We start from the raw sequence: 21,373 nt of genomic DNA, 5'->3' as shown, positions 1-21,373 counted from the left end.
TCCAGCCGAACAGCAGCACCGCTCCGGCGGTCAGTAGGCACACCCCGATCAGCCGCAGCGCGATCGAGGCCATCGAGGTGTACGGGAGCACCGGCCCCAACGACCCACCCACACCGGCCTCGAAGCACCCACAGACCTGAAGATCGCGCTCGAACCAGGATGCAGTGGCCACGAAGCGCCAGGAAGCCACTACATCCAGGATCGAGCACGATCTTGCCGCCGCACCCCTTGATCGACGAGGACGATCCGCGCAACTTCCCGGATGTTGCTGCCTCAGACGGGTGGGAGGCAGCAACATCCCCGATATTGCGCGGATCTTGGCGGCGACGATCAGGTGCAACCGACCGGGAGCGCGGGGACGGCGCAGGACGCCAGGCGCAAGACGCCACGCACAGGCCAGGCACGAGACACCACGCGCAGGCCAGGCACGAGACGCCACGCACAAGCCAGGCGCAAGACGCCACGCACAAGCCAGGCGCAAGACGCCACGCGCACGACGGGCGCAAGACCCCACGCGCAGGGCAGGCGCAGGGCGTCGCGGCTGGTGAATTCTTTTCGACATCGGCTATTGACGTCGCCGTAACAGGTGGCCTAGCGTCCTGTCGAATCGCTTCGTCGAAACGCTTCGACGCAGTTTCGGGAGCGTTCCCACCCCAGATCGGAGGAGGTGCGCGGTGGCCACCATGCACGACGTCGCCCGCCTCGCGCAGGTCTCGGTCAGCACCGTCTCGTACGTGCTCACCGGCACCCGGCCGATCTCGCAGGCCACCCGCAACAAGGTGCTCGCGGCGATGGCGCAGCTCGACTACCAGCCGAACGCGATGGCCCGGGGGCTGGCCAGTCGCCGCAGTCGGATCCTCGGCCTGCTGATGCCGATGGACGAACGCGGTCTCGGCGCCACCGAGACCGCCTTCGTCACCGGTGCCGCCGCCGCGGCCAGCGGCGCCGGCTACCACCTGGTGCTCTCGCCCGTGGGCGGGGGCAACCTCGACGACCTGCGTCGGCTGGCCAGCCAGCGGATGCTCGACGGGGTCGTGCTGATGGAGGTCCAGTTGGCCGACGAGCGGGTCACCGTGCTCCAGGAGGCGGGGGTGCCGCTGGTGCTGATCGGCCGTACCGGCGACACCGGCATGCTCTCCTACGTCGACATCGACTTCGACCAGACCGTGCGGGAGGCCGTCGCGCATCTGGTCGGCCTCGGGCACCGTCGGATCGTCTACGTCAACCACTCGGCCGCGACGCTGGCCAGCGGTTACGGGCCCGCGCTGCGTACCCGGGACGCTTTTACGGCGGCGATGACCGGGCACGGCCTGGAGCCGGTGATGATCGCGGCCGAGGACAGCGCGGCCGGCGGGCGGGCCGCGCTGGCGGCCGCGTTCGCGCAGGCCCCGGAGCTGACCGCGGTGCTGGCCATGAACGAGAGCGCGATCTTCGGCATCCTCGGCGAGCTGACCGGCCGTGGGTTGTCGGTGCCCGACGACGTCTCGGTCGTCTCGATGGTCACCTCGCCACAGGTCGCCGAGCTGGCCACCCCGGCGCTGACCGCGATGACGTCACCCGGCTCGGCGTTGGGTCGGATCGCGATCGAGGCCCTGGTGCGCCACCTGGACGGCCCCGCAGGCCTTCGTCACCAGCAACTGTTGCCGTGCGCGTTGGAGGTCCGGGGGTCGACCGCCGCGCCACGAGGCCGCCCACCCGTGGGGGCTGATCAGTAAACGGCCCGCCGCCGCGCTGCAACGCGACGACGGGCCTCGTGAAGTACCGGCTAGATACTCAACGAGGAGGATGCTAATGCAGCGATTCCACCGGCTCGTCGCCGCGATCGCCCTGGCGGCGACGGCGACGACCACCGTGGCCGCCTGCGGCGGTGGTGACAGCGGGGACGACAGCGACGCCAAGGTCCTGAAGCTCTGGCACTACGAGAGCGAGAACAGCGCCATGGGGGTTGGCTGGGACAAGGCGATCGAGATCTTCAAGTCCGAGCACCCGGGCGTCGAGGTGCGCTTCGAGCGCAAGGCGTTCGAGCAGATCCAGCAGAACGCCGGCATGATCATCAACTCGTCCGAAGGCCCGGACATCATGGAGTACAACAAGGGCAACGCGACGGCCGGGCTGCTCTCCTCCCAGGGCCTGTTGGCCGACCTGAGCGGCGAGGCCGACAAGCGCGGCTGGGCCGGCAAGCTCAGCCCCAGCCTGCAGACCACCGCCCGGTACAGCGACAAGGGCGTGATGGGTTCCGGCAAGTGGTTCGGCGTGCCGAACTACGGCGAGTACGTGACGGTCTACTACAACAAGGACCTGTTCCAGAGCAACGGCGTGACGGTCCCGACCACGATGGCCGAGATGACCGCCGCGATGGACACCTTCGTCGGCAAGGGCGTCACCCCACTGGGCATGGCCGGCGCCGAGTACCCGGCCGGGCAGCTCTTCTATCAGCTCGCCCTCTCCAAGGGCGACCGGCAGTTCGTCGACAACTACCAGCTCTACAAGAGCCCGGTCGACTTCAAGGCCGACCCGCTCAAGTACGGCGCGGACACCTTCGCCCAGTGGGTGCAGAAGGGCTACGTCGCGAAGAACTCGGCAAGCCTCAAGGCCGAGGACATGGGCACCGCCTTCATCAGCGGCAAGGTTCCGATGATCGTCTCGGGTAGCTGGTGGTACGGCCGGTTCAAGACCGAGATGAAGGCCAACTGGGACACCTTCCTGTTCCCCGGCAACACGCTGCAGGCCGGCTCCTCCGGCAACCTCTGGGTGGTTCCGGAGAACAGCAAGGCCAAGAGCCTGGCGTACGACTTCATCGACATCACCCTGCGTCCGGAGATCCAGGACCTGATCGGCAACAACGGTGGTATCCCGGTCGCCGCCGACGCGTCGAAGATCAGCGACCCGAAGGACCGCAAGCTGATCGAGGACTTCAACACGGTCAGCAAGTCCGACGGGCTCGCCTTCTACCCGGACTGGCCGGTCCCCGGCTACTACGACGTGCTGGTCTCCGGCTTCCAGGCCCTGATCAACGGGTCGAAGTCACCCGACCAGGTCCTCGACACGATCGCCAAGCCGTACGCCGATGGCGTCAAGGAGATCACCGGCAAGTGACACGGCGAGCGGCGGGCGCGACCGGCACCACGGGCGCGCCCGTCCGCTCCACCGGGAAGGATCTTCCATGGCAGTCTCCGAGACGGTCGCCGCCACACCGCCGGCCGCGACCCCCACCCCGCCCGCGCCCCGCCGCCGACGCCGCGGCCGCGACGCGGCGTACTGGCTCTACCTGCTCCCCGGAGCGGCGCTCTTCCTCCTGGTCGTCGGCGCACCACTCGTCGGCACCCTCTACCTGTCGCTGACCAAGTGGTCCGGCATCGGCGACCCCCGGTGGGTCGGCCTGGACAACTACCAGCAGTTGCTGCACGACGACGTGTTCTGGGCCTCGTTCCGCAACACCGTCTGGATGCTCGTCGCGATGGTGGTGGTGCCGACCCTGCTCGGGCTGCTGCTCGCCGCGGTGCTCTTCGACGTCATCGGCCGCCGGTTCAAGCCCCGGACCGCCGCCGCCCTGCGGGCCGCGTTCTACCTCCCGCAGGTGCTGCCCGTGGTGGTGGCCGGCATCGTCTGGGGCTGGATCCTCCGCCCCGACGGCGCGTTCAACAGCCTCCTCGACGCGGTAGGTCTCGGCGCGCTGCGCCACGACTGGCTCGGCGACCCGGGCACCGCCCTGCCGGCCGTGATGGCCGTGATGATCTGGGTGCAGATCGGCTACCCGGTGGTCGTCTTCATGGCGGCGCTGCAGCGGGTCGACCCCGAGCTGTACGAGGCGGCCGAGGTCGACGGCGCGAACTGGCTGCACCGGTTCCGGGCGATCACCCTCCCGCAGATCCGGCCGGAGACCTTCGTGGTGGCCCTGACCTGCACCATCGCCGCGCTGAAGGTGTTCGGGCCGATCTTCGCGCTGACCCGGGGCGGCCCGGACAACGCCACGAACGTGCCGTCCTACTTCGCCTACTACACGTTCTTCAAGAAGCTGCAGGTCGGCTACGGCTCCGCGATCTCCATGGTGCTGACACTGATCATCGTGGTGGTGGCCGGGGTCTTCATCTGGGTGCAGGCCCGCAGCGAGCGCCGGGACCGGGGGATCTGACATGGCCGTCACGCTCACACCGAGCCCCGCGCCGGTGACACCGGCCCGGCCCGTCCGCGATCGGCACCACCGCGGTGCCAGCCGCTGGGTGGTACTCGCCCTGGTCACCCTCGGCGCGCTCGTCATGCTGGTGCCGTTCGCGTTCATGCTGCTCAACGCGTTCAAGTCGCCCGGCGACTACTCGTCGGGCGGCCCGTTGAGCTGGCCGACGGAGTTCTACACCACGGGTCTGCGCACGTACTGGACGGAGGTGAACTTCCCGCTCAAGTTCCTGAACTCGGCGGTCATCGCCGGCTCGGTGGCCGTGCTCGGCGTCGTCGTCTCCCTGCTCAACGCGTACGCCCTGGGTATCGGCCGCGTCCGCGGCCGGCTGTGGATCGTCGGCCTGTTCCTGCTTGCCAACATGCTGCCGCAGGAGGCGCTGATCTACCCGCTGTACTACGTGGCGAAGCAGGTCGGCCTCTACAACACCCAGCTCTCAGTGATCATCATCTTCACCGTGATCCAGAGCGCGTTCGGCACCTACCTGCTCGCCTCGGTGCTTGGCACGTTCCCGCGTTCGCTGCTGGAGGCCGCCGCGCTCGACGGCGCCGGGAAGTGGACGGTGCTGTGGCGGGTGGTCTTCCCCAACCTGCGGCCCACCCTCGCGGTGCTGCTCATCTTCTTCTTCATCTGGACGTGGAACGAGTTCCTCATCCCGCTGGTCATGCTCATCGACAACCAGACACAGACCATCCCGGTCGCGCTCGCGTCCCTGCAGGGTGACCGGCTGATGGACGCGCCGACCACCAACGCCGGCGCGCTGATCAGCCTGGTGCCGGCCATCCTCTTCTTCCTCATCTTCCAGCGCACCCTGGCGCGCGGCATCACGGCAGGAGCCGAGAAGTGAAGTTCACCGACGGGTACTGGCAGCTGCGCCCCGGCGTCAGCGTCCTGCGCCCCGGCACCGTCGAGTCGGTCGAGCCGGACGCGCGCGGCTTCACCGTCTTCGCACCCACCGGTCAGATCACCGGGCGCGGCGACACCCTCAACCGCCCCCTGGTCACCGTCCGGTTCTTCTCCCCCGCCCCCGGCGTCGTCGGGGTGACCATCGCCCACCACACCGGGGGCCTGCCCCGCGAGCCGCACTTCGGGTTGAGCACCGACGAGACGCACCCGGTCACCGTCGACGTCACCGGGCTCAGCGCGACGCTGACCACCGGCGAGCTGACCGCGCGGGTCGCGCTCATCGACGGGTGGCGGGTCGACTTCCTGCACGGCGACCGGCTGGTCACTGCGTCCACCGCGCGCAGCATCGGCGTCGTCACCGACGCCGAGGGCCGCCCGCACGTGCACGAACGGCTCGCCCTCGGCGTCGGTGAGACGGTGTACGGGCTGGGCGAGCGCTTCGGCCCGTTCGTCAAGAACGGGCAGACCGTCGACATCTGGAACGCCGACGGCGGCACCGCAAGCGAGCAGGCGTACAAGAACGTGCCGTTCTATCTCAGCAGCGCCGGCTACGGGGTCTTCGTGGACCACCCGGAGCACGTGTCGTTCGAGGTCGGCTCCGAGGTCGTCACGCAGACCCAGTTCAGCGTCGAGGGCCAGTCCCTGACCTACTACGTCATCGACGGGCCCACCCCGAAGGACGTGCTGCGCCGGTACACCGCGCTCACCGGCCGGCCGGCCCGGGTCCCCGCGTGGTCGTACGGGCTCTGGCTGTCCACCTCGTTCACCACCTCGTACGACGAGAAGACGGTGACCGAGTTCGTCGACGGGATGGCCGAGCGCGGGCTGCCACTGTCGGTGTTCCACTTCGACTGCTTCTGGATGCGCCAGTTCCACTGGGTCGACTTCGTCTGGGACCCGGCGACCTTCCCCGACCCGGAGGGGATGCTGCGCCGACTGCACGAGCGCGACCTGAAGGTGTGCGTCTGGATCAACCCGTACATCGCGCAGCGCTCGTACCTCTTCGAGGAGGGCCGCGAGGCCGGTTACCTGGTCCGCAACCCGGACGGCTCGGTCTGGCAGTGGGACATGTGGCAGGCCGGCATGGCACTCGTCGACTTCGCCAACCCGGACGCGGTCCGCTGGTTCACCGGCAAGCTCAAGGCGCTGCTCGACATGGGCGTCGACTGCTTCAAGACCGACTTCGGCGAGCGCATCCCGACCCACGTGCTGTGGCACGACGGCTCCGACCCGCAGCGAATGCACAACTACTACTCGTACCTCTACAACAAGGCCGTCTTCGAGCTGTTGGAGACCGAGCGCGGCAAGGGTGAGGCGGTGCTGTTCGCCCGCTCGGCCACCGCCGGCGGGCAGCAGTTCCCGGTGCACTGGGGCGGCGACTGCGAGTCGACGTTCGTCGCGATGGCCGAGTCGCTACGCGGCGGGTTGTCCCTGGCGGCGTCGGGCTTCGGCTACTGGAGCCACGACATCGGCGGCTTCGAGGGCACTCCCGACCCGGCGGTGTTCAAGCGGTGGGTCGCCTTCGGGCTGCTCTCCTCGCACTCGCGGCTGCACGGGTCCGGCTCGTACCGGGTGCCGTGGGCGTACGACGAGGAGGCCGTGGACGTGCTGCGACACTTCACGCACCTCAAGCTCGGCCTGATGCCGTACCTCGCGGCCGCCGCCGAAGAGGCGCACCGCGACGGGACGCCGGTGATGCGGCCGATGTTCCTGGAGTTCCCGGACGACCCGGCGACGGCATACCTGGACCGGCAGTACATGCTCGGCCCGGACGTGCTTGTCGCCCCGGTGCTCAGCGCCGACGGCGACGTCACGTACTACGTACCCGCCGGCACCTGGACACACCTGACCACCGGCGCGCAGGTCACCGGCCCGGCCTGGCTGACCGAGAAGCACTGCTTCGACAGCCTGCCGGTGCTGGCCCGACCGGGCGCGGTCATCCCGTTCGGCTCCCGCACGGACCGACCGGACTACGAGTGGGCCGACGATGTGCGGCTACGGGTGTACGCACCGGCCGAGGGGCAGCGGACCCGGGTACGGGTACCGTCACCCGGCAACGGGCCGGGCGCCGAGTTCGACGTGCGCTACGAGGGTGGGATGGCCAGTGCCGAACTGGTAGCCGGCACCTCGACGGGCTACATCTGCGAGATCCAGGGGACGGAACGATGACGCAACACCACTTCCCGGAGAGCTTCGTCTGGGGCTCCGCGACGGCCGCGTACCAGATCGAGGGCGCGGCGACCGAGGACGGGCGCGGACCGTCCATCTGGGACACCTACAGCCACACCCCCGGTCGGACCCTCAACGGCGACACCGGCGACGTGGCCGCCGACCACTACCACCGGTGGACCGAGGACCTCGGGCACATCGCCGACCTCGGGCTCGACGCGTACCGGTTCTCCATCTCCTGGCCCCGCGTGCAGCCGGGCGGCTCGGGCCACGTCAACCAGGCGGGCATCGACTTCTACTCGCGGCTTGTGGACGGGCTGCTGGAGCGGGGCGTCCGGCCGGTGGCGACCATGTACCACTGGGACCTGCCGCAGGAGTTGGAGGACGCCGGCGGGTGGACGGTGCGGGAGACCGCGTTGCGCTTCCAGGAGTACGCGGCGGGCATCGTCGGTGCGCTCGGCGACCGGGTGCACACCTGGACGACACTCAACGAGCCGTGGTGCTCCGCGTACCTGGGCTACGCCTCCGGCGTGCACGCGCCCGGTCGGACCGAGCCGGCGGCGGCGCTGGCCGCGGTGCACCACCTCAACCTCGCGCACGGCCTGGCCGGCCGGGTGGTCCGGGAGCTGGCCCCGTCCGCCGAACTGTCGGTGACGCTGAACCTGCACGTCGTCAGGGGTGCCTCCGAGTCGGAGGCGGACCGGGACGCGGTCCGGCGGATCGACGCGCTGGCGAACCGGGCGTTCCTCGGCCCGATGCTCGACGGGGAGTACCCCGCCGACCTGCTGGCCGACACCGCGTCCGTCACCGACTGGTCGTTCGTCCGCGAGGGCGACGAGAAGGTGATCGCCGTGCCGCTGGACGTGCTCGGGGTCAACTACTACTCCAGCACCCTGGTCCGCGCGTGGGACGGTGTGTCGGCCCGCTCCGACGCCGACGGGCACGGCGCGTCGACGTCCACGCCGTGGGTCGCCGCGGACAACGTCGACTTCCTGCCGCAGCCCGGCCCGTACACGGCGATGGGGTGGAACATCGACCCGCCGGCGCTGACCGAGCTGCTGCTGCGCCTGAAGCGCGAGTACCCGAGCCAGCCCATGATGATCACCGAGAACGGCGCGGCGTTCGACGACGAGGTGTCGGCCGACGGTCGCGTCCACGACGACCGGCGCATCGACTACCTGCGTCGGCACATCGGCGCGGTGGCCGACGCCCGCGCGCAGGGCGCGGACCTGCGCGGCTACTTCGTCTGGTCGCTGCTGGACAACTTCGAGTGGGGCTACGGCTACGACCGCCGCTTCGGGATCATCCGGGTCGACTACGACACCCAGGTCCGCACCTGGAAGGACAGCGCCCACTGGTACCAGCGCCTAGCCGCCACCAACACCCTGGACACCCCCGCAAAGTAGACCCGCCCCGCCCCGCCCCCAGCCTCCGTCGATCATGGAGTTGTGGTGGGGGACAAGCTTCCCTCTCGCGCCCAACTCGGGCACCACAACTCCATGATCGACGCGGACGGGCGGGGACGCGGGGACGGGCGGGGACGCGGGGACGGGCGGGACGCGGGGACGGGCGGGGTTAGACGCCTACGCGTTGTGGGGGGACTGTTAGGCCGTACATCTCCATCAGCTCTGGGGTGTCTACCCGGCTGCCGTCGGCTACCGAGTCGCAGGCGATGTCGACGATCTGGTCCTTGTGCGCCAGCAGGTACGGTCGGGCGCCCACGTCGGCGCTGGCCAGGGTGGCGATGCCGGGCCAGTGCCGGCGACCGAACAGCATCGGGTAGCCGCGCAGCCCGTCGTAGGTGGCGCAGACCAGCACGTCCGGGTACGGCAGCGCGGCCACCCGGCTGACCGCCGCGGCGGTCAGCCCCGGCATGTCGACCGGGACCACGACCACCGCCTCGATCCCCTCGTCGTCCATCGCGGCCAGGCCGGCCCGGATGGACGAGCCGACTCCGGTGCCCCACGCCTTGTTGATCACAACGGTGGCCCTGGTCAGGTCGGCGGTCTCCTGAACCTGCTCGGCGGCGGCGCCCAGGACGACCACGATCTGCTCGCAGCCCGCCTCGGTCATCGTGTCGATCATCTGGTTGACCAGGGGCTTGTCCCCCTGGTGCAGCAGCGCCTCCGGACCACCGATCCGTCGTCCGCCACCCGCCGCGATGATCATTCCTGCGATCCCGTTCAGCTGCGCCCCCTCCAGCACGGGACCGACCGTGACCGATCCGTCCCTCCTACGGACACTGCAACGAGGACGGCCAGCCGGGGGTAGCGGGGCGAAAAGGAGAAATAGCACAACCGTTACACGCCGGACCGTGGCCGCGCCCCGCACCGCCACCACGCCGCCTGGCGGAGTCCCGCCCGAGCGGGCCCTCGGGTCAGGCCGCGTCCGCGTAACAGTCGACGATGGACAGGTCCAGTGGAAACCGGACCGGCGTCGCACCGAAGAGCAGCCCGGAGGCTCGCTCGCCGGCCCGGCGGACAGCCTCGGCGACCGCGTCCGCCTGACCCGCGGGGGCGTGCACGACCACCTCGTCGTGCTGGAAGAAGACCAGCTCGGCGTCGGTGCCGGACAGCTCCGTGCGCAGCGTGGCCAGCAACGTGGAGGCCCACTCGGCGGCGGTGGCCTGGATGACGAAGTTGCGGGTGAAGCGCCCCCGGGACCGGGCGGCACGGGCCCGTGGACTCTGCGGATCGGCGGCCCCGTCCGGCTCGGAGGACGCCTCGTCGAGATCGCCGAACCCGGCCGAGCCGGGCGGGCACGTGCGCCCCAGCCACGACCGCACCAGGCCACCCGTCTCACCGGTACGCGCGGCCGCCTCGACGTAACCGAACGCCGTCGGGTAGCTGCGCTTGAGCACCGCCAACGCGGGCACCGCGGACCCGCCGGTCTGCCCGTACATCGCGCCGAGCAGGGCGACCTTGGCCTTGGCCCGGTCGCCACCGAACGAGTCCCGGGCCAGGGCCGCGTAGAGGTCGCCGGCACCCCCCGCCGCCGCCAACCGCGCGTCGCCGGAGACCGCGGCCAACACCCGAGGCTCCAACTGCCCGGCGTCGGCCACCACCAACCGCCAACCCGGATCGGCCACCACCGCCCGCCGGATCACCTTGGGGATCTGCAGCGCGCCACCACCCCGGGTGGCCCACCGGCCGGAGACGACACCACCCGGGACGTACTCCGGTTGGAACCGGCCGTCCCGCACCCACTGATCGAGCCAGGCCCAGCCGTGCGCCGTCCAGATCCGGTAGAGCTCCTTGTATTCGAGCAGCAGCGGGACCGCCGGATGGTCCACCCCGCGCAGCACCCAGGCCCGGGTGTTGGGCAGCTCCACCCCGACCCGGGCGAACGCCTTCAGCAGCTCCGCCGGAGAGTCGGCGTGCAGGCCGCGTACGCCGAGCGCGTCGGCGATCCGGGTGGACAGCTCGGCGAGCCGGCGCGGCGGCCCACCGACCGGGGACGCCTCACCGAGCAACCCGTGCAGGATCTCGTTGTGCACGTCGGCACGCCAGGGCAGCCCGGCGACGCCCATCTCCGCCGCGACAAGCGCGCCGGCCGACTCGGCGGCCACCAGCAACCGGAACCGACCGGGGTGCTCGGTCGCGGCGACACGGGCCAGTTGGTCCGCGTATACCCTGGTCAGTGCCTCGATGCCCGGCCCCGACGGACCGGGCAGGGTGTCGAAGAGCGCGCCCTGGCCGTGCCCGGGAGGCGCGGCGGCGCGCGGCGGCGGGTCGGGCGGCACCGCCGCGCCGGTCAGCCGGGCCCAGGCGGCGGCCAGCGACCGGGGCTCACCCCAGCGGCCCGCGTGCCCGAGCAGCAACGCCTCGGTCAGCTCCACGTCGTGACACCTGTCGACCTGGACGCCGGCGCGCAGCAGCGACGGGTAGACCACCGCGGCGCTGGACCAGACCCAACGCGGGTGCTCGGCGGCCTCGCGCGCGGCGACCGCGGCGGCCAGGTCGACGACCGCCTCGGCCGGGCCGGTCGGCCGGCCGGCGGCGTCCAGCGGGCACAGCACACCCCCACCCCGCTCGTCGGACACCACCGCCACCAGCACGAACGCGATTCTGCCTCCCACCTGCGACAGGAACGGAGGCGCACCTCACCCGTTTCGGGTCGGTGCGGGGTCGGAGCCGGTCGGTAGCGTGACCGGGTGCCCCCACAGATCCCGCATTCCGACTCCGGCACTCCGGACACTCGCGGGCCGATGCGGTACCTGTGGTGGCTGGTGCGCCGCCAACCCTGGCGGGTGCTGCGCGGCGGTCTGATCGGCACGGCCTGGATGATCGGGCTCGCGGCCCGGCCCTACCTGATCTCCCGCGCCGTCGACGACGGGCTGCGCGCCCGTGACACCCGCGCCCTGGCGCTCTGGGTCGTGGTGATCATCCTCGGCGGCTTGGTGGAGTCCTACCTCGGGATCATGCGGCACCGCACGATGACCTTCATCCGGGAGGACGCGAAGGCCCGCTCGGCGGAGGTTCTGCTGCGTCACCTGTCCCGCATCGGCGCGGTGCTGCCGCGCCGGGTCGGCGCGGGTGAGGTGTCCACCGTCGGTGGCTCCGACATCGAGTGGACGGCGCAGGTGCTGACGCTTACCGGGCCGGGCGTCGGCGCGGTCGTGGCGTACGGGGTCATCGCCGTGCTGCTCTGGTCGGTCTCCCCGTTGCTCGCGCTCTGCGTGCTCGTGGGAGTGCCGGTCGTCGGGCTTGTCGTCGGACCGTTGCTGCGCCGGCTGGAACGGGCCGAGTCGGTCTACCGGGGGCAGCAGGGCGCGCTCACCGCCCGATCCGGCGACATCGTGGCCGGGCTGCGCGTGCTCGCCGGCGTGGGTGGTCGGGACCTGTTCGCCCGCCGGTACGCGGCCCGCTCCCAGGAGCTGCGCGCCGAGGGCTACCGGGTCGGCGCGGTCAACAGCTGGATCGAGGCGGTCACCATCGCCATCCCCGGGTTGTTCCTGGCGGCGGTGGTGTGGCTGACGGCCCGGATGGCGGTGAGCGGTGACGTCACGATCGGCGAGCTGGTCGCCGTCTACGGCTACGTGGCGACCCTGATCGTGCCCGTCTGGTTCCTGCTCGAGGGCAGCCACCAGCTCATCCGGGGTCGGGTCGCCGCCAGGCGGATCGCCGACCTGCTGAACGTGACACCCGACGACGTCGGCGGGCCGGGTCGCCGGTGGCCGGACACGGTGCCCGAGGCGCGCCGCCCGGGTGACCCGCCCGCGCCCGCCGGCCCGGCCGACCTGCACGACCCGGTGACCGGCCTGACCGTGCCCGCCGGCCGGCTGACCGGGGTGGCGGCGGACGACCCGGCGGCGGCCCTGGCCCTTGCCGACCGGCTCGGGCGGTACGTCAGCAGCGAGGTCACCTGGGGAGGCGTCCCGTTGACCGGGGTCGCCCTGGACGAGGTGCGCGCCCGGATCCTCGTCGCCGACCACGACTCGTACGTCTTCGCCGGCACCCTGCGCGACATCCTGCGCGCCGGCGCCGGCGGCACCGACGAGCGACTCGGCACGGCCCTGCGGACCGCCTCGGCCGAGGACGTCGTCGACGCCCTCCCGACCGGGCTGGACACCCCGATCGACGCCCGCGCCCGCACGCTCTCCGGCGGCCAGCGGCAACGGGTCCGCCTGGCCCGGGCGCTGTCCACCGAGCCGGAGGTGCTGATCCTCGTCGACCCGACGTCGGCTGTCGACGCGCACACCGAGGCCCGGATCGCCGAGCGGCTGCGGTCGGCCCGGGCCGGACGGACGACCGTGCTGATCGCCACGTCGCCGCTGCTGCTCGGCCGCGCCGATCTGGTCGCGTACCTGAGCGGCGACCGGATCACCGCCACCGGCAGTCACGCCGACCTGCTCGACCGGGACCCGGGCTACCGCCACCTGGTGGCCCGGGGCAGCGACGACCCCGACCTGGAGGAGACCGCCGACACCGAGGAGGTGTACCGGTGACCGGGCTGCCGGTGGCCGACCGCCGCACCGTACGCCGGGCCCTGCGGGACCTGATCGGCCGGCACCGGCGCGCGGTCGCGGTCCTGCTGGCCCTGCACTGCGCCGCCGCGGTCGCCGGGCTCGCCCCGCCGTGGCTGCTGGGCGCCATCGTCGACCGGGTCACCGCGGGCGCGGGCGTGGCCACCGTGGACCGGCTGGCGCTTGCCATCACCGGCTGCGTGGTGGCCAGCGCCGTGCTCACCCGCTACGCCCAGTACGCCGGCCACCGCTTCGGCGAACGCGCCATCGCCGAGCTGCGTGAGGAGTTCGTCTCCCGGACCCTCGGCCTGCCGGTCTCGGTCGTCGAGCGCGCCGGCTCCGGGGACCTGGCCACCCGCAGCTCGGTCGACGTCGCGACGGTCGGCACCACAGTCCGGGAGGTGGTGCCGACAATCGTCATCACCTCGGTGCAGTTGACGCTGTTGTTCGGCGCGGTCTTCCTGCTGCACCCGCTGCTCGGCCTGGCCGCGCTGGCCGGGCTCCCGTCGATCGTGGCGGTGACCCGGTGGTACCTGCGCCGGGCCAGCCCCGCGTACCTCGCCGAGGGGGCGGCAGCGGCCGAGTTGACCGAGACGCTGACCACCACCGCCGAGGGCGCCCGTACCGTGGAGGCGCTGCGGCTGACCGACGACCGCGTCCGGCACGGCACCACCCGCGTCGCCGTGCTGTGGCGCGCCCGCCGGGCCACCCTCGCGCTGCGTACCGTGTTCTTCTCTGTCGTCGAGGCCAGCTACCCGCTCCCGATCGCGATGATCCTGCTGGTCGGGGGCTTCCTGCTCGCCCGGGACATGGTGTCGCTCGGCGCGGTGGTCGCCGCCGCGCTCTACCTGCAACAGGCGATCGAGCCACTGGACCGGCTGTTGATCTGGACGGAGCAGGCGCAGCGCGGCTTCGCGTCGTACGCCCGGGTGCTCGGCGTGGGCCTGGTCCCACCGGAGGCACCCGGCACGACGGCGTCGTCGCGGGGTGAGCGGCTCGTCGTCCGGGGGGCGCGGTTCTCCTACGCCGACGGGCCGGACGTGCTGCACGGCATCGACCTGGAGGTGCAGCCCGGCGAGCGGCTGGCCATCGTCGGCCCGTCCGGGGCCGGCAAGTCCACCCTGGCCCGGCTGGTGGCCGGCATCGACGCGCCCCGGCAGGGCATGGTCAGCATCGGTGGCTGCCCCGTCACCGACCTCGACCCGGCCGAGCGTCGCCGCCGGATCGCCCTGGTCACCCAGGAGCACCACGTCTTCATCGGCTCGGTACGCGACAACCTCTCCTTCGCCGCGCCCGACGCCTCCGACGAACAGATGCGCGCCGCGCTGCTCACCGTGGGCGCCGACTGGTACGCGGAGCTGCCCGACGACCTGGACAGCCAGCTCGGCGACGGCGCCCGTCAGCTCGGTGCGGCCGAGGCCCAACAGCTCGCGCTGGCCCGGCTCGTGCTCGCCGACCCGCATACGCTGATCCTGGACGAGGCGACCGCCGCGCTCGACCCGACCACCGCCCGGCGGACCGAGCGCGCGCTTGCCGCCGTGCTGGTCGGGCGTACGGTCATCGCGATCGCGCACCGGCTCAACACCGCGCACGACGCCGACCGGGTCGCCGTGCTCGCCGACGGCCGGATCACCGAGATCGGCAGCCACGACGAGCTGGTCGCCGCCGGCGGGGCGTACGCGGCGCTGTGGCGCTCCTGGCACACCCCGACCGGCGAGCGGTGAGCGTCTGTTACTTCACCGCGCCCGAGGTGAGGCCGGCCTGGATCTGGCGTTGGAACACCGCGTACACGATGATCATCGGAAGGATGGCGATGGTCAGCGCGGCGAACAACCCGGACCAGTCCGCCTCGTAACCGGCGTTGACCGAGATGTCGGCGATGCCCTGGGTGAGCACCCACTTGTCCTGGGCGTTGGAGAGCAGCACCAACGGCAGCTGGTACTGCGCCCACTGGCCGATGATGTTGAAGATCGCCACGCTGATCAGGCCCGGCTTCGCCATCGGCATCATCACCTGGAAGAACAGCCGGGTGTGCGAGCAGCCGTCGATCATCCCGGCCTCGGCCACCGACGACGGCAGGGTCTTGAAGAACGCGGCAAGGAAGAACACCGTGAACGGCAACGAGTACGCCGTATAGACCAGCACCACGCCGGTGTGGGTGTCCAGCAGACCCAGGTTCTTCACCACGAAGAAGAGCGGCACCAGGGCCAGGAAGACCGGGAAGGCCAACCCGGAGACGAACAGGTAGTAGACCGCCCGGTTGCCCCAGAACTTGTAGCGCGCCAGCACGTACGCGGCCATCGAGCCGAGCAGCATGGTGAGGAACGTGCTGCACGACACCACGATCACGCTGTTGATGAAGTACCTGCCGACGTGCGCCTTGGTCCAGGCCCGCCCGAAGTTCTCCCACCGCAGCTCGGCCGGGAGCGTCCACGGGCTGCTGAAGATCTCGCTGGTGTTCTTGAACGCGGCGAGGAAGGTCCAGAGGATCGGCACGATCACGATCACCGCCCACACGGCGAGCGCGACGTGCCCCAGGCCGGCGAAGAGCCGTACCTCCGAGCGAGGGTCCTTGCGCCCCGGCCCGGCGGGGGCGGACGGGTCGCCGGTCTTCGGCGGCAGCGCGGCCGGGGTCGGCGGCAGCGTCGACTGCGGATTCATCAGTACTCCACGCTTTCCCGCTTGCTGAGCCGCAGCGTCAGCGCCGCGAACGTGAGGGTGAGGAAGAACAACGCAACGCCCATCGCCGAGGCGTAGCCGTACTTCGAGTAGACGAACGCGTTGCGGTAGATCTCCATGGCCAGCACGGTGGTGGCGCCGTCCGGGCCACCACCGTCCACCGAGAGCACCGCCACGATGGCGAACGCGTCGAACGCCGCGATGCCCAGGTAGACCCAGGCCACCTGGAGGGTGTCCCACAGCAGCGGCAGGGTGACCCGGAAGAACAGCGTCACCCTCGTCGCCCCGTCCATCTCGGCGGCCTCGTAGATCTCACCGGGGATGGAGGCCATACCCGCCGAGAAGAGCACCACGTAGAAGCCGACCGCCTGCCAGACCAGCACCGCCAGGATCGACCAGAGGGCCAGGTTCGGTTTGACCAGGAACAGGATCGGCTCCAGGCCGAACTTCATCAGCACACCGTTGATCAGGCCGGACTCGTTCGGCCGGTAGACCATCTGGAACAACACCGCGATGATGGCCACCGCCAGGACCTGGGGGAAGAAGAACACCACCCGGTAGAACTTCGACCCCCAGACCCCCTGGCGTTGACCACCGCTGCTCTTGCCGCCCACGTTGAGCAGGAACGAGAAGAACAGCGCGATGGCAATGGTGATCAGCGGCAGGGCAAGCAGCAGTACGCCGTGGTGCTGGACCGCCTTCCAGAAGGCCCCGTCGTCGAGCAACCTCCGGTAGTTGTCGAAGCCCACCCACTGCGGGGCGGACAGCCCCCGCCAGTTGGTCATCGAGATCTGGAACGCCTGCGCGTACGGCCAGATCACGAATGTCACGTACAGCGCGACCGGGGCGAACAGGAACCCGATCACGAATGGATACTTGCCGTGCCGCATGACCCTAGCTCCGATCGATCAGCGCTTGAACTTGGTGACGGAGCTGTCCTTCTTGATGGCGTCGGCGCGCTTCTGGATCCGCTCCACGAACGCGTCGGCGTTGATCCGGCCGAACATCAGCTCGTTGGTGGCGGTCCGCGCCTCCGTGTCGAGCTCCTTGTACCAGCCGTCGAAGTACAGGTTGAACACGTCCTGACCGGCCGCCTTGAGCGCGGCCTGCGAGCTGGCCACACCGGGCGGGAAGGAGAAGCCCTCCGAACCGGCGGTGACCACGGTCGGGGCCTTGACCACCTCGGTGAAGCCCTTCGCGCCCGCCTTCGACAGCATCTGACGCATGTACTCCAGACCGCCCTTGGGGTTCTTGCTCTTCGCCGAGACGAAGTAACCCTCACCCGCGGTGGCCCGCAGCGCGGTGGCCGGCAGCTTGTCCGACGCGGTCAGGCCCGGCACCGGCATGAGCTGGTAGTCGAAACCGGCCGGAGTGTCCTTCTTCTGCTCGCCCTCGAGCCAGTCACCGCTGGGGTACAGGGCCACCTTGTACTGGTTCTGCCGCAGCTGCACGTCGGTGTGCTTGAGACCCTCGAAGCTCTTGTCGCTGAACTTCGCCCCGACCTCGGCCCACGCGGCGGCAGCCTGCTTCACGGCGTCCTGCTTCCAGGCGCCGTCCTCCAGGTTGTCGATGTTCTTCAGCACGTCCGTGCCGCCGATCTTGGCAGCCTGGGTGAGGATCACGTTCCACTGGTAGTAGGCCGCGTTCGCACCGGCGTAGCCGTACGGCGTGATGCCCTTGGCCTTGATGTTCGTGAGCAGGGTGATGAACTCGTCCCAGGTCTTCGCCGGCGCCCAGCCGTTGTCCTTGAACAGCTTCGCCGAGTACCAGATACCGAAGACCGTGGAGACGTAGTACAGGACGTACGGCTTGCCGTTGAACGAACCCGCCTCGATGGTGCCGGGCACCACCGTGTCGCGGACCTTCTTGGCCGGGTCGTCGACCGACGGCGCGTCCCACAGCTCGGTGAGGTCCTGGAGCTGACCGTCGGCGACGAGCGCACCGAAGTCCATCAGCTTCTCGCCCGAGTTGTTCACGAACTCCGGCGGGTTGCCGGAGGCGAACCGCGGCTGCAGCACGGTGGAGACGGCCTGGGTGGCCTGGTGCTTGACCTCGGCCTTGGGGAACGCCGTCTTGTACAGCGGCTCGTGCACGTCGGTGGCGTACTTCTCGCCGTAGCCACCGTTGAAGATGACCACCTCGATCGCGGCGTCCTCCTTGACGCCCAGCGGGTTCTTCTCGCTCTTGGTACCGCCGGCGACCTGCTCGTTGTCACCGTCGCTGCCACTGGTGGCGCAGGCGCCAAGCAGGCCGATGGCCGGAGTGGCGAGCACGCCCACGGCGGCGGCACGACGCAGCACCGTGCGACGGTCGAGTGCGGCCGGGTGTTCGGGGGTAATCGACATCGTCGTCTCTCCTTGTGGAATTCGGGTCATGCGGTACGCCGGAGACGTCCGGCGTACCGCGACTCGAGGGCGAGGTTGTGCTCGTCCCCGCCGGGGACGTTGGCGGAGAGGTAGATAGGGGGTACCTCCCCGGCCTGGTGGAACCGTCGTACGACCTCCGCGGTCAACAACTGCGCCAGCAGCGCCGTGGTGACCGAGGAGACCGCACAGACCGCGCCGCCGCCCTCGAGCGGCAGCAGTGCATCGCCGTACGGCGCGCCGTTGTCCAGCACGACGTCGGCGAGGTCGGCGAGCCGGTGCCCGGACGGGTGCCGTGGAGCCACCCGTGCGGTGTGCTCGACCGAGGTGACCGCGATCAACGGGTGACCGCGCTCGGTGACCAGCGCCGCCAGCTCGACCACCGAGCCGTTGATGCCGGACTGGGACGCCACCACGAACACGTCGCGCGGCTGGGGCGCCGCGAGCGCGTAGATCTGGTGGGCGATGGAGGGATCACGTTCCAGTTTGGGGTCGGCGAGCACGTCGCGCGGGGCGTCACCGTGCATCACGAGGTCCCGGACCGAGAGCCGGTTGGTGGGGACCAACCCGCCGGCCCGGGCCACCAGCTCGGCGGCGAACGCCTCCGAGTGCCCGGCGCCGAACGCCTGGAGTACGCCGCCGTCGCGCAGGCTGTCGGCGATCAGGTCGGCGGCTCGGGTGATCCCGTCGGCCTCCGAGTCGAGCAGCCGGTCGAGGACTGGGCGGACGGCGTCCGCGTACCCCTGGGCGCTGATCATGAAAGGGCTCCCTTCGCTGCCTTGTGCCCGTCGACGGCCTGCGCGGTCCGCCGGAAGGCCGCGTGCGCGCGGTCGTGCGTGCGTTGGGCGACGGCGATGTAGAGCAGGTCGAGCACCACCAACTGGGGGTGTCGGGCGGAGAGCGCGTCCGGCCGGAAGGTGGTCGCCTGGCTGGCCGTGAGCAGCACGATGTCGGCCAACTCGGCCAGCGGTGAGCGGGGGAAGCCGGTGAGCGCGAGCGTGGTGGCGCCCCGGCTGCCCGCCTCCGCGAGCATCTCGATGGTCTCCCGGGTCTGCCCGGTGTGCGAGATGCCGAGCGCCACGTCTCCCGACCGCAGCAGGGCGGCGCTGGCCAACCCCTCGTGCACGTCGTTCCACGCCCACGCCGCCACACCGATGCGATGCAGGCTGAACTGCATCTCCTCGCCCACAAGGGCGCTGCCGCTGGCACCGAAGATGTTCACCCGGCTGGCACCCGCGATCGCCACCGCGGCCCGCTCCACCTCGGTGAGGTCGAGCAGGGTGGCGGTGTCGTGCATGGCCCGGGTGTCGGCGGCCATGATCTGGTCGAGTACCCGCCCGAGCGGGTCGCTCGGCTGGATCTCCCGTCCGATGTCGACGGTCCAGCCGGCCGAGCGGGCCCGGCCGGTCTCGGAGGCAATGCCCAGCCGCAGGTCGGCGTACCCCTCGAAGCCCATCGCCCGGCAGAAGCGGGTGATGGTCGCCGGTGAGGTGCCGCTGCGCTCGGCCAGCTCGACTATTGTCGAGCGGGCGGCGGCCTCCGGGTCGCTGAGGACGTGCTCGGCGACCCGGCGCAGCGCGCCGGTCAACTCGCCGAGACCGTTGCGGACCCGGGCCAGCACCCCGTCGGAGGCGGAGCTTCTCCGGTCGATCACGTCGGCGTCGACCACCGCGGTCCCCGCGGCGGTGTCCACCTCGTGATCAACCATGAGTCGCCTCAGCTTTCCGAAAAGACTGTTAACTGTTAGTGGTAAAAGTTCTTACTGAACGCCCCTCCGTGTCAAGACTGTGGGCGAAGTTTTCAAACTGTTACCTGGCGCACAGCCCCCCGCACCCGCCACAACTTGCCCCGCAGGACGCCGCCGACCAGCATGAACAAGCCAGATCGCCGTTCCGCGCAAGGAGAGTCGTGCCGATGTCCGACACCGTCGTGGTGGGTCTCGACATCGGCGGTACGTCCACTCGGGCGACCGCCCTCACCCTCACCGGACAACGCGTCGGCACCGGCCGCGCCGGCGGTGGCAACCCCACGAGTCACGGCGCCGAACGCGCCGCCGCCGAACTGCTGACCGCGCTCCGCGAAGCACTCACCGACGTCGACCCGGCACGGGTGGCCGCCGGCACCATCGGGCTCGCCGGAGCCGGCCGGCTCCTCGCCGACCCCGCCGGACGGGCCGCCTTCGACCAGGCCTGGCACGACGCCGGCCTGCGCTGCCCGTACGAGGTGCACGGCGACGCCCTGGTCGCGTACGCCTCCGGCACCGCCGCCCCGGACGGCACCATCCTCATCGCCGGCACCGGAGCGATCACCGCCCAGGTGCACGAACTGCGGCTCGACCGGATCGCCGACGGCCACGGCTGGCTCCTCGGCGACGCCGGCTCCGGCTTCTGGCTCGGCCGGGAATCGGTACGCCGACTCCTCGCCGACCTCGACGCCGACCGCAGGCCTGGCGCGCTGGCCACCACCGTGCTCGCCGAGCTCCTGGGCAGCGCCGACATCGCCGCCCGCCCCCGGGACACCGTCGACGCCACAATCCAGGCCGTGACCCGCCGACCCCCCATCGAGCTGGCCCGACTCGCACCGCTGGTCATCGACGCGGCCACCCACAACGACCCGGTCGCCACCGCGCTGATCACCGAAGCCGCCACGCACCTGACCGACAGCGTGAGCCGCATCCGCCCCACCGGAGCCGTGACACCGATCGTGCTCGGCGGCGGCCTCCTCACCGCGGACACCCCACTGGCCACCGCCGTCCGGGCCGAGATCACCCGACACTGGCCGGACGCGCCACTGCGCACCGCCGGCGACGGGGCCGCCGCCGCAGCCTGGCTCGCCGCCCGCGGCCTACCCGAGGTGACCGACCCGGCCGCCCTGCACGCCCACCTCTTCCCCACCCCCTGACCCGCCCCGCGCCCATCGAACGCCCTGCCGCTCTGCACCCTGATGCGCGCCGCTTGGCCGTGTCACGGTCGCGCGTCCCCTCATGATCGTGCTCGATCCTGGATGTAGTGGTCTCGCGGCGCTTGGGCTCAAGTGGTTGTTGCAACGGGGTGGATTCTCGTGAGGATGAGGGGTCATGCCGGGGCAGAGGTTGTCGTCCGCGGAGCGGGCGCAGAT

Annotated in this window: 17 protein-coding genes; 9 read left to right on the top strand and 8 right to left on the bottom strand. The window is 70.9% G+C overall.

The window, feature by feature from the left end; translation table 11 throughout:
• On the bottom strand, positions 1-190 hold a 190-nt coding region (locus ACWER9_RS29250; RefSeq protein WP_452304872.1), incomplete at its 3' end, for a hypothetical protein.
• Between the two features lie 493 nt (positions 191-683).
• On the opposite strand from ACWER9_RS29250, the gene ACWER9_RS29245 reads away from it, so the two are divergent.
• The 6 genes from ACWER9_RS29245 to ACWER9_RS29220 all read left to right on the top strand — a co-directional run bounded on the left by ACWER9_RS29245 (position 684) and on the right by ACWER9_RS29220 (position 8,655).
• Positions 684-1,715 (top strand): LacI family DNA-binding transcriptional regulator, encoded by a 1,032-nt coding sequence (locus ACWER9_RS29245; protein ID WP_452304876.1) that lies wholly within the window; start codon positions 684-686, stop codon positions 1,713-1,715.
• A 76-nt stretch (positions 1,716-1,791) separates the two neighbouring features.
• A complete protein-coding gene (locus ACWER9_RS29240; RefSeq protein WP_452304871.1) occupies positions 1,792-3,096 on the top strand; it encodes an ABC transporter substrate-binding protein in 1,305 nt (434 codons plus the stop codon).
• Between the two features lie 67 nt (positions 3,097-3,163).
• Entirely contained in the window at positions 3,164-4,132 is a 969-nt protein-coding gene (locus tag ACWER9_RS29235) for a carbohydrate ABC transporter permease (protein ID WP_452304870.1), read from the top strand.
• Position 4,133: 1 nt separating this feature from the next.
• Positions 4,134-5,021, top strand: a complete 888-nt coding sequence (locus tag ACWER9_RS29230) for a carbohydrate ABC transporter permease (protein WP_452304869.1) — start codon at positions 4,134-4,136, stop codon at positions 5,019-5,021.
• On the top strand, positions 5,018-7,249 hold the full coding sequence (gene yicI / locus ACWER9_RS29225) for an alpha-xylosidase (protein WP_452304868.1): 2,232 nt from the start codon (positions 5,018-5,020) through the stop codon (positions 7,247-7,249). The genes ACWER9_RS29230 and yicI overlap by 4 nt, the downstream gene beginning before the upstream one ends.
• Positions 7,246-8,655, top strand: coding sequence for a GH1 family beta-glucosidase (locus ACWER9_RS29220; protein WP_452304867.1), 1,410 nt, complete (start codon positions 7,246-7,248; stop codon positions 8,653-8,655). The genes yicI and ACWER9_RS29220 overlap by 4 nt, the downstream gene beginning before the upstream one ends.
• A gap of 169 nt (positions 8,656-8,824) precedes the next feature.
• Here ACWER9_RS29220 and ACWER9_RS29215 read toward each other — a convergent pair whose 3' ends face one another.
• Complete coding sequence (locus tag ACWER9_RS29215) at positions 8,825-9,418, bottom strand: nucleotidyltransferase family protein (RefSeq protein ID WP_452304875.1); 594 nt, start codon at positions 9,416-9,418, stop codon at positions 8,825-8,827.
• A gap of 208 nt (positions 9,419-9,626) precedes the next feature.
• Positions 9,627-11,336: a bifunctional 3'-5' exonuclease/DNA polymerase gene (locus ACWER9_RS29210; protein ID WP_452304874.1), complete on the bottom strand. Its 1,710-nt coding sequence runs from the start codon at positions 11,334-11,336 to the stop codon at positions 9,627-9,629.
• Positions 11,337-11,456: 120 nt separating this feature from the next.
• On the opposite strand from ACWER9_RS29210, the gene ACWER9_RS29205 reads away from it, so the two are divergent.
• The gene (locus tag ACWER9_RS29205; protein ID WP_452304873.1) at positions 11,457-13,196 is read left to right on the top strand and encodes an ABC transporter transmembrane domain-containing protein; all 1,740 of its coding nucleotides are present in this window, start codon (positions 11,457-11,459) and stop codon (positions 13,194-13,196) included.
• On the top strand, positions 13,193-14,938 hold the full coding sequence (locus tag ACWER9_RS29200; RefSeq protein WP_452304866.1) for an ABC transporter ATP-binding protein: 1,746 nt from the start codon (positions 13,193-13,195) through the stop codon (positions 14,936-14,938). The genes ACWER9_RS29205 and ACWER9_RS29200 overlap by 4 nt, the downstream gene beginning before the upstream one ends.
• 7 nt (positions 14,939-14,945) lie before the next feature.
• Here the strand turns inward: ACWER9_RS29200 and ACWER9_RS29195 are convergent, their stop codons facing one another.
• From ACWER9_RS29195 to ACWER9_RS29175, 5 genes are read right to left on the bottom strand one after another with little or no spacing between them, the layout of a single operon-like run.
• Entirely contained in the window at positions 14,946-15,875 is a 930-nt protein-coding gene (locus ACWER9_RS29195) for a carbohydrate ABC transporter permease (RefSeq protein WP_452304865.1), read from the bottom strand.
• Complete coding sequence (locus ACWER9_RS29190) at positions 15,875-16,783, bottom strand: carbohydrate ABC transporter permease (protein ID WP_357346979.1); 909 nt, start codon at positions 16,781-16,783, stop codon at positions 15,875-15,877. Before ACWER9_RS29190 ends, ACWER9_RS29195 begins: the two co-directional genes overlap by 1 nt.
• Before the next feature lie 18 nt (positions 16,784-16,801).
• Positions 16,802-18,238 (bottom strand): N-acetylglucosamine/diacetylchitobiose ABC transporter substrate-binding protein, encoded by a 1,437-nt coding sequence (gene ngcE / locus ACWER9_RS29185; protein WP_452304864.1) that lies wholly within the window; start codon positions 18,236-18,238, stop codon positions 16,802-16,804.
• A gap of 26 nt (positions 18,239-18,264) precedes the next feature.
• Positions 18,265-19,014 carry a sugar isomerase domain-containing protein gene (locus tag ACWER9_RS29180; protein WP_091403970.1) on the bottom strand — a complete coding sequence of 250 codons (750 nt, stop codon included), beginning with the start codon at positions 19,012-19,014 and terminating at the stop codon, positions 18,265-18,267.
• Positions 19,011-19,964 (bottom strand): MurR/RpiR family transcriptional regulator, encoded by a 954-nt coding sequence (locus ACWER9_RS29175; protein WP_452304863.1) that lies wholly within the window; start codon positions 19,962-19,964, stop codon positions 19,011-19,013. The genes ACWER9_RS29180 and ACWER9_RS29175 overlap by 4 nt, the downstream gene beginning before the upstream one ends.
• A gap of 206 nt (positions 19,965-20,170) precedes the next feature.
• Here ACWER9_RS29175 and ACWER9_RS29170 point away from each other — a divergent pair, with 206 nt between their 5' ends.
• Positions 20,171-21,157: an N-acetylglucosamine kinase gene (locus tag ACWER9_RS29170; RefSeq protein ID WP_452304862.1), complete on the top strand. Its 987-nt coding sequence runs from the start codon at positions 20,171-20,173 to the stop codon at positions 21,155-21,157.
• Positions 21,158-21,373: the final 216 nt, after the last annotated feature.

The sequence above is a fragment of the Micromonospora sp. NPDC003944 genome (assembly GCF_053605225.1).
Note: the sequence above shows the minus strand (reverse complement) of the source record. Positions and strands in the feature narration are given on the sequence as shown.

Excerpts from the sequence above, each read along its gene's own strand:
- ACWER9_RS29215 (WP_452304875.1), bottom strand. The coding sequence starts at position 9,418 with ATGATCATCGCGGCGGGTGGCGGACGACGGATCGGTGGTCCGGAGGCG.
- ACWER9_RS29195 (WP_452304865.1), bottom strand. The coding sequence starts at position 15,875 with ATGAATCCGCAGTCGACGCTGCCGCCGACCCCGGCCGCGCTGCCGCCG.
- ACWER9_RS29220 (WP_452304867.1), top strand. The coding sequence starts at position 7,246 with ATGACGCAACACCACTTCCCGGAGAGCTTCGTCTGGGGCTCCGCGACG.
- ACWER9_RS29230 (WP_452304869.1), top strand. The coding sequence starts at position 4,134 with ATGGCCGTCACGCTCACACCGAGCCCCGCGCCGGTGACACCGGCCCGG.
- ACWER9_RS29175 (WP_452304863.1), bottom strand. The coding sequence starts at position 19,964 with ATGGTTGATCACGAGGTGGACACCGCCGCGGGGACCGCGGTGGTCGAC.
- ACWER9_RS29170 (WP_452304862.1), top strand. The coding sequence starts at position 20,171 with ATGTCCGACACCGTCGTGGTGGGTCTCGACATCGGCGGTACGTCCACT.
- ACWER9_RS29180 (WP_091403970.1), bottom strand. The coding sequence starts at position 19,014 with ATGATCAGCGCCCAGGGGTACGCGGACGCCGTCCGCCCAGTCCTCGAC.
- ACWER9_RS29235 (WP_452304870.1), top strand. The coding sequence starts at position 3,164 with ATGGCAGTCTCCGAGACGGTCGCCGCCACACCGCCGGCCGCGACCCCC.
- ACWER9_RS29205 (WP_452304873.1), top strand. The coding sequence starts at position 11,457 with ATGCGGTACCTGTGGTGGCTGGTGCGCCGCCAACCCTGGCGGGTGCTG.
- ACWER9_RS29190 (WP_357346979.1), bottom strand. The coding sequence starts at position 16,783 with ATGCGGCACGGCAAGTATCCATTCGTGATCGGGTTCCTGTTCGCCCCG.
- ACWER9_RS29240 (WP_452304871.1), top strand. The coding sequence starts at position 1,792 with ATGCAGCGATTCCACCGGCTCGTCGCCGCGATCGCCCTGGCGGCGACG.
- ngcE (WP_452304864.1), bottom strand. The coding sequence starts at position 18,238 with ATGTCGATTACCCCCGAACACCCGGCCGCACTCGACCGTCGCACGGTG.
- ACWER9_RS29245 (WP_452304876.1), top strand. The coding sequence starts at position 684 with ATGCACGACGTCGCCCGCCTCGCGCAGGTCTCGGTCAGCACCGTCTCG.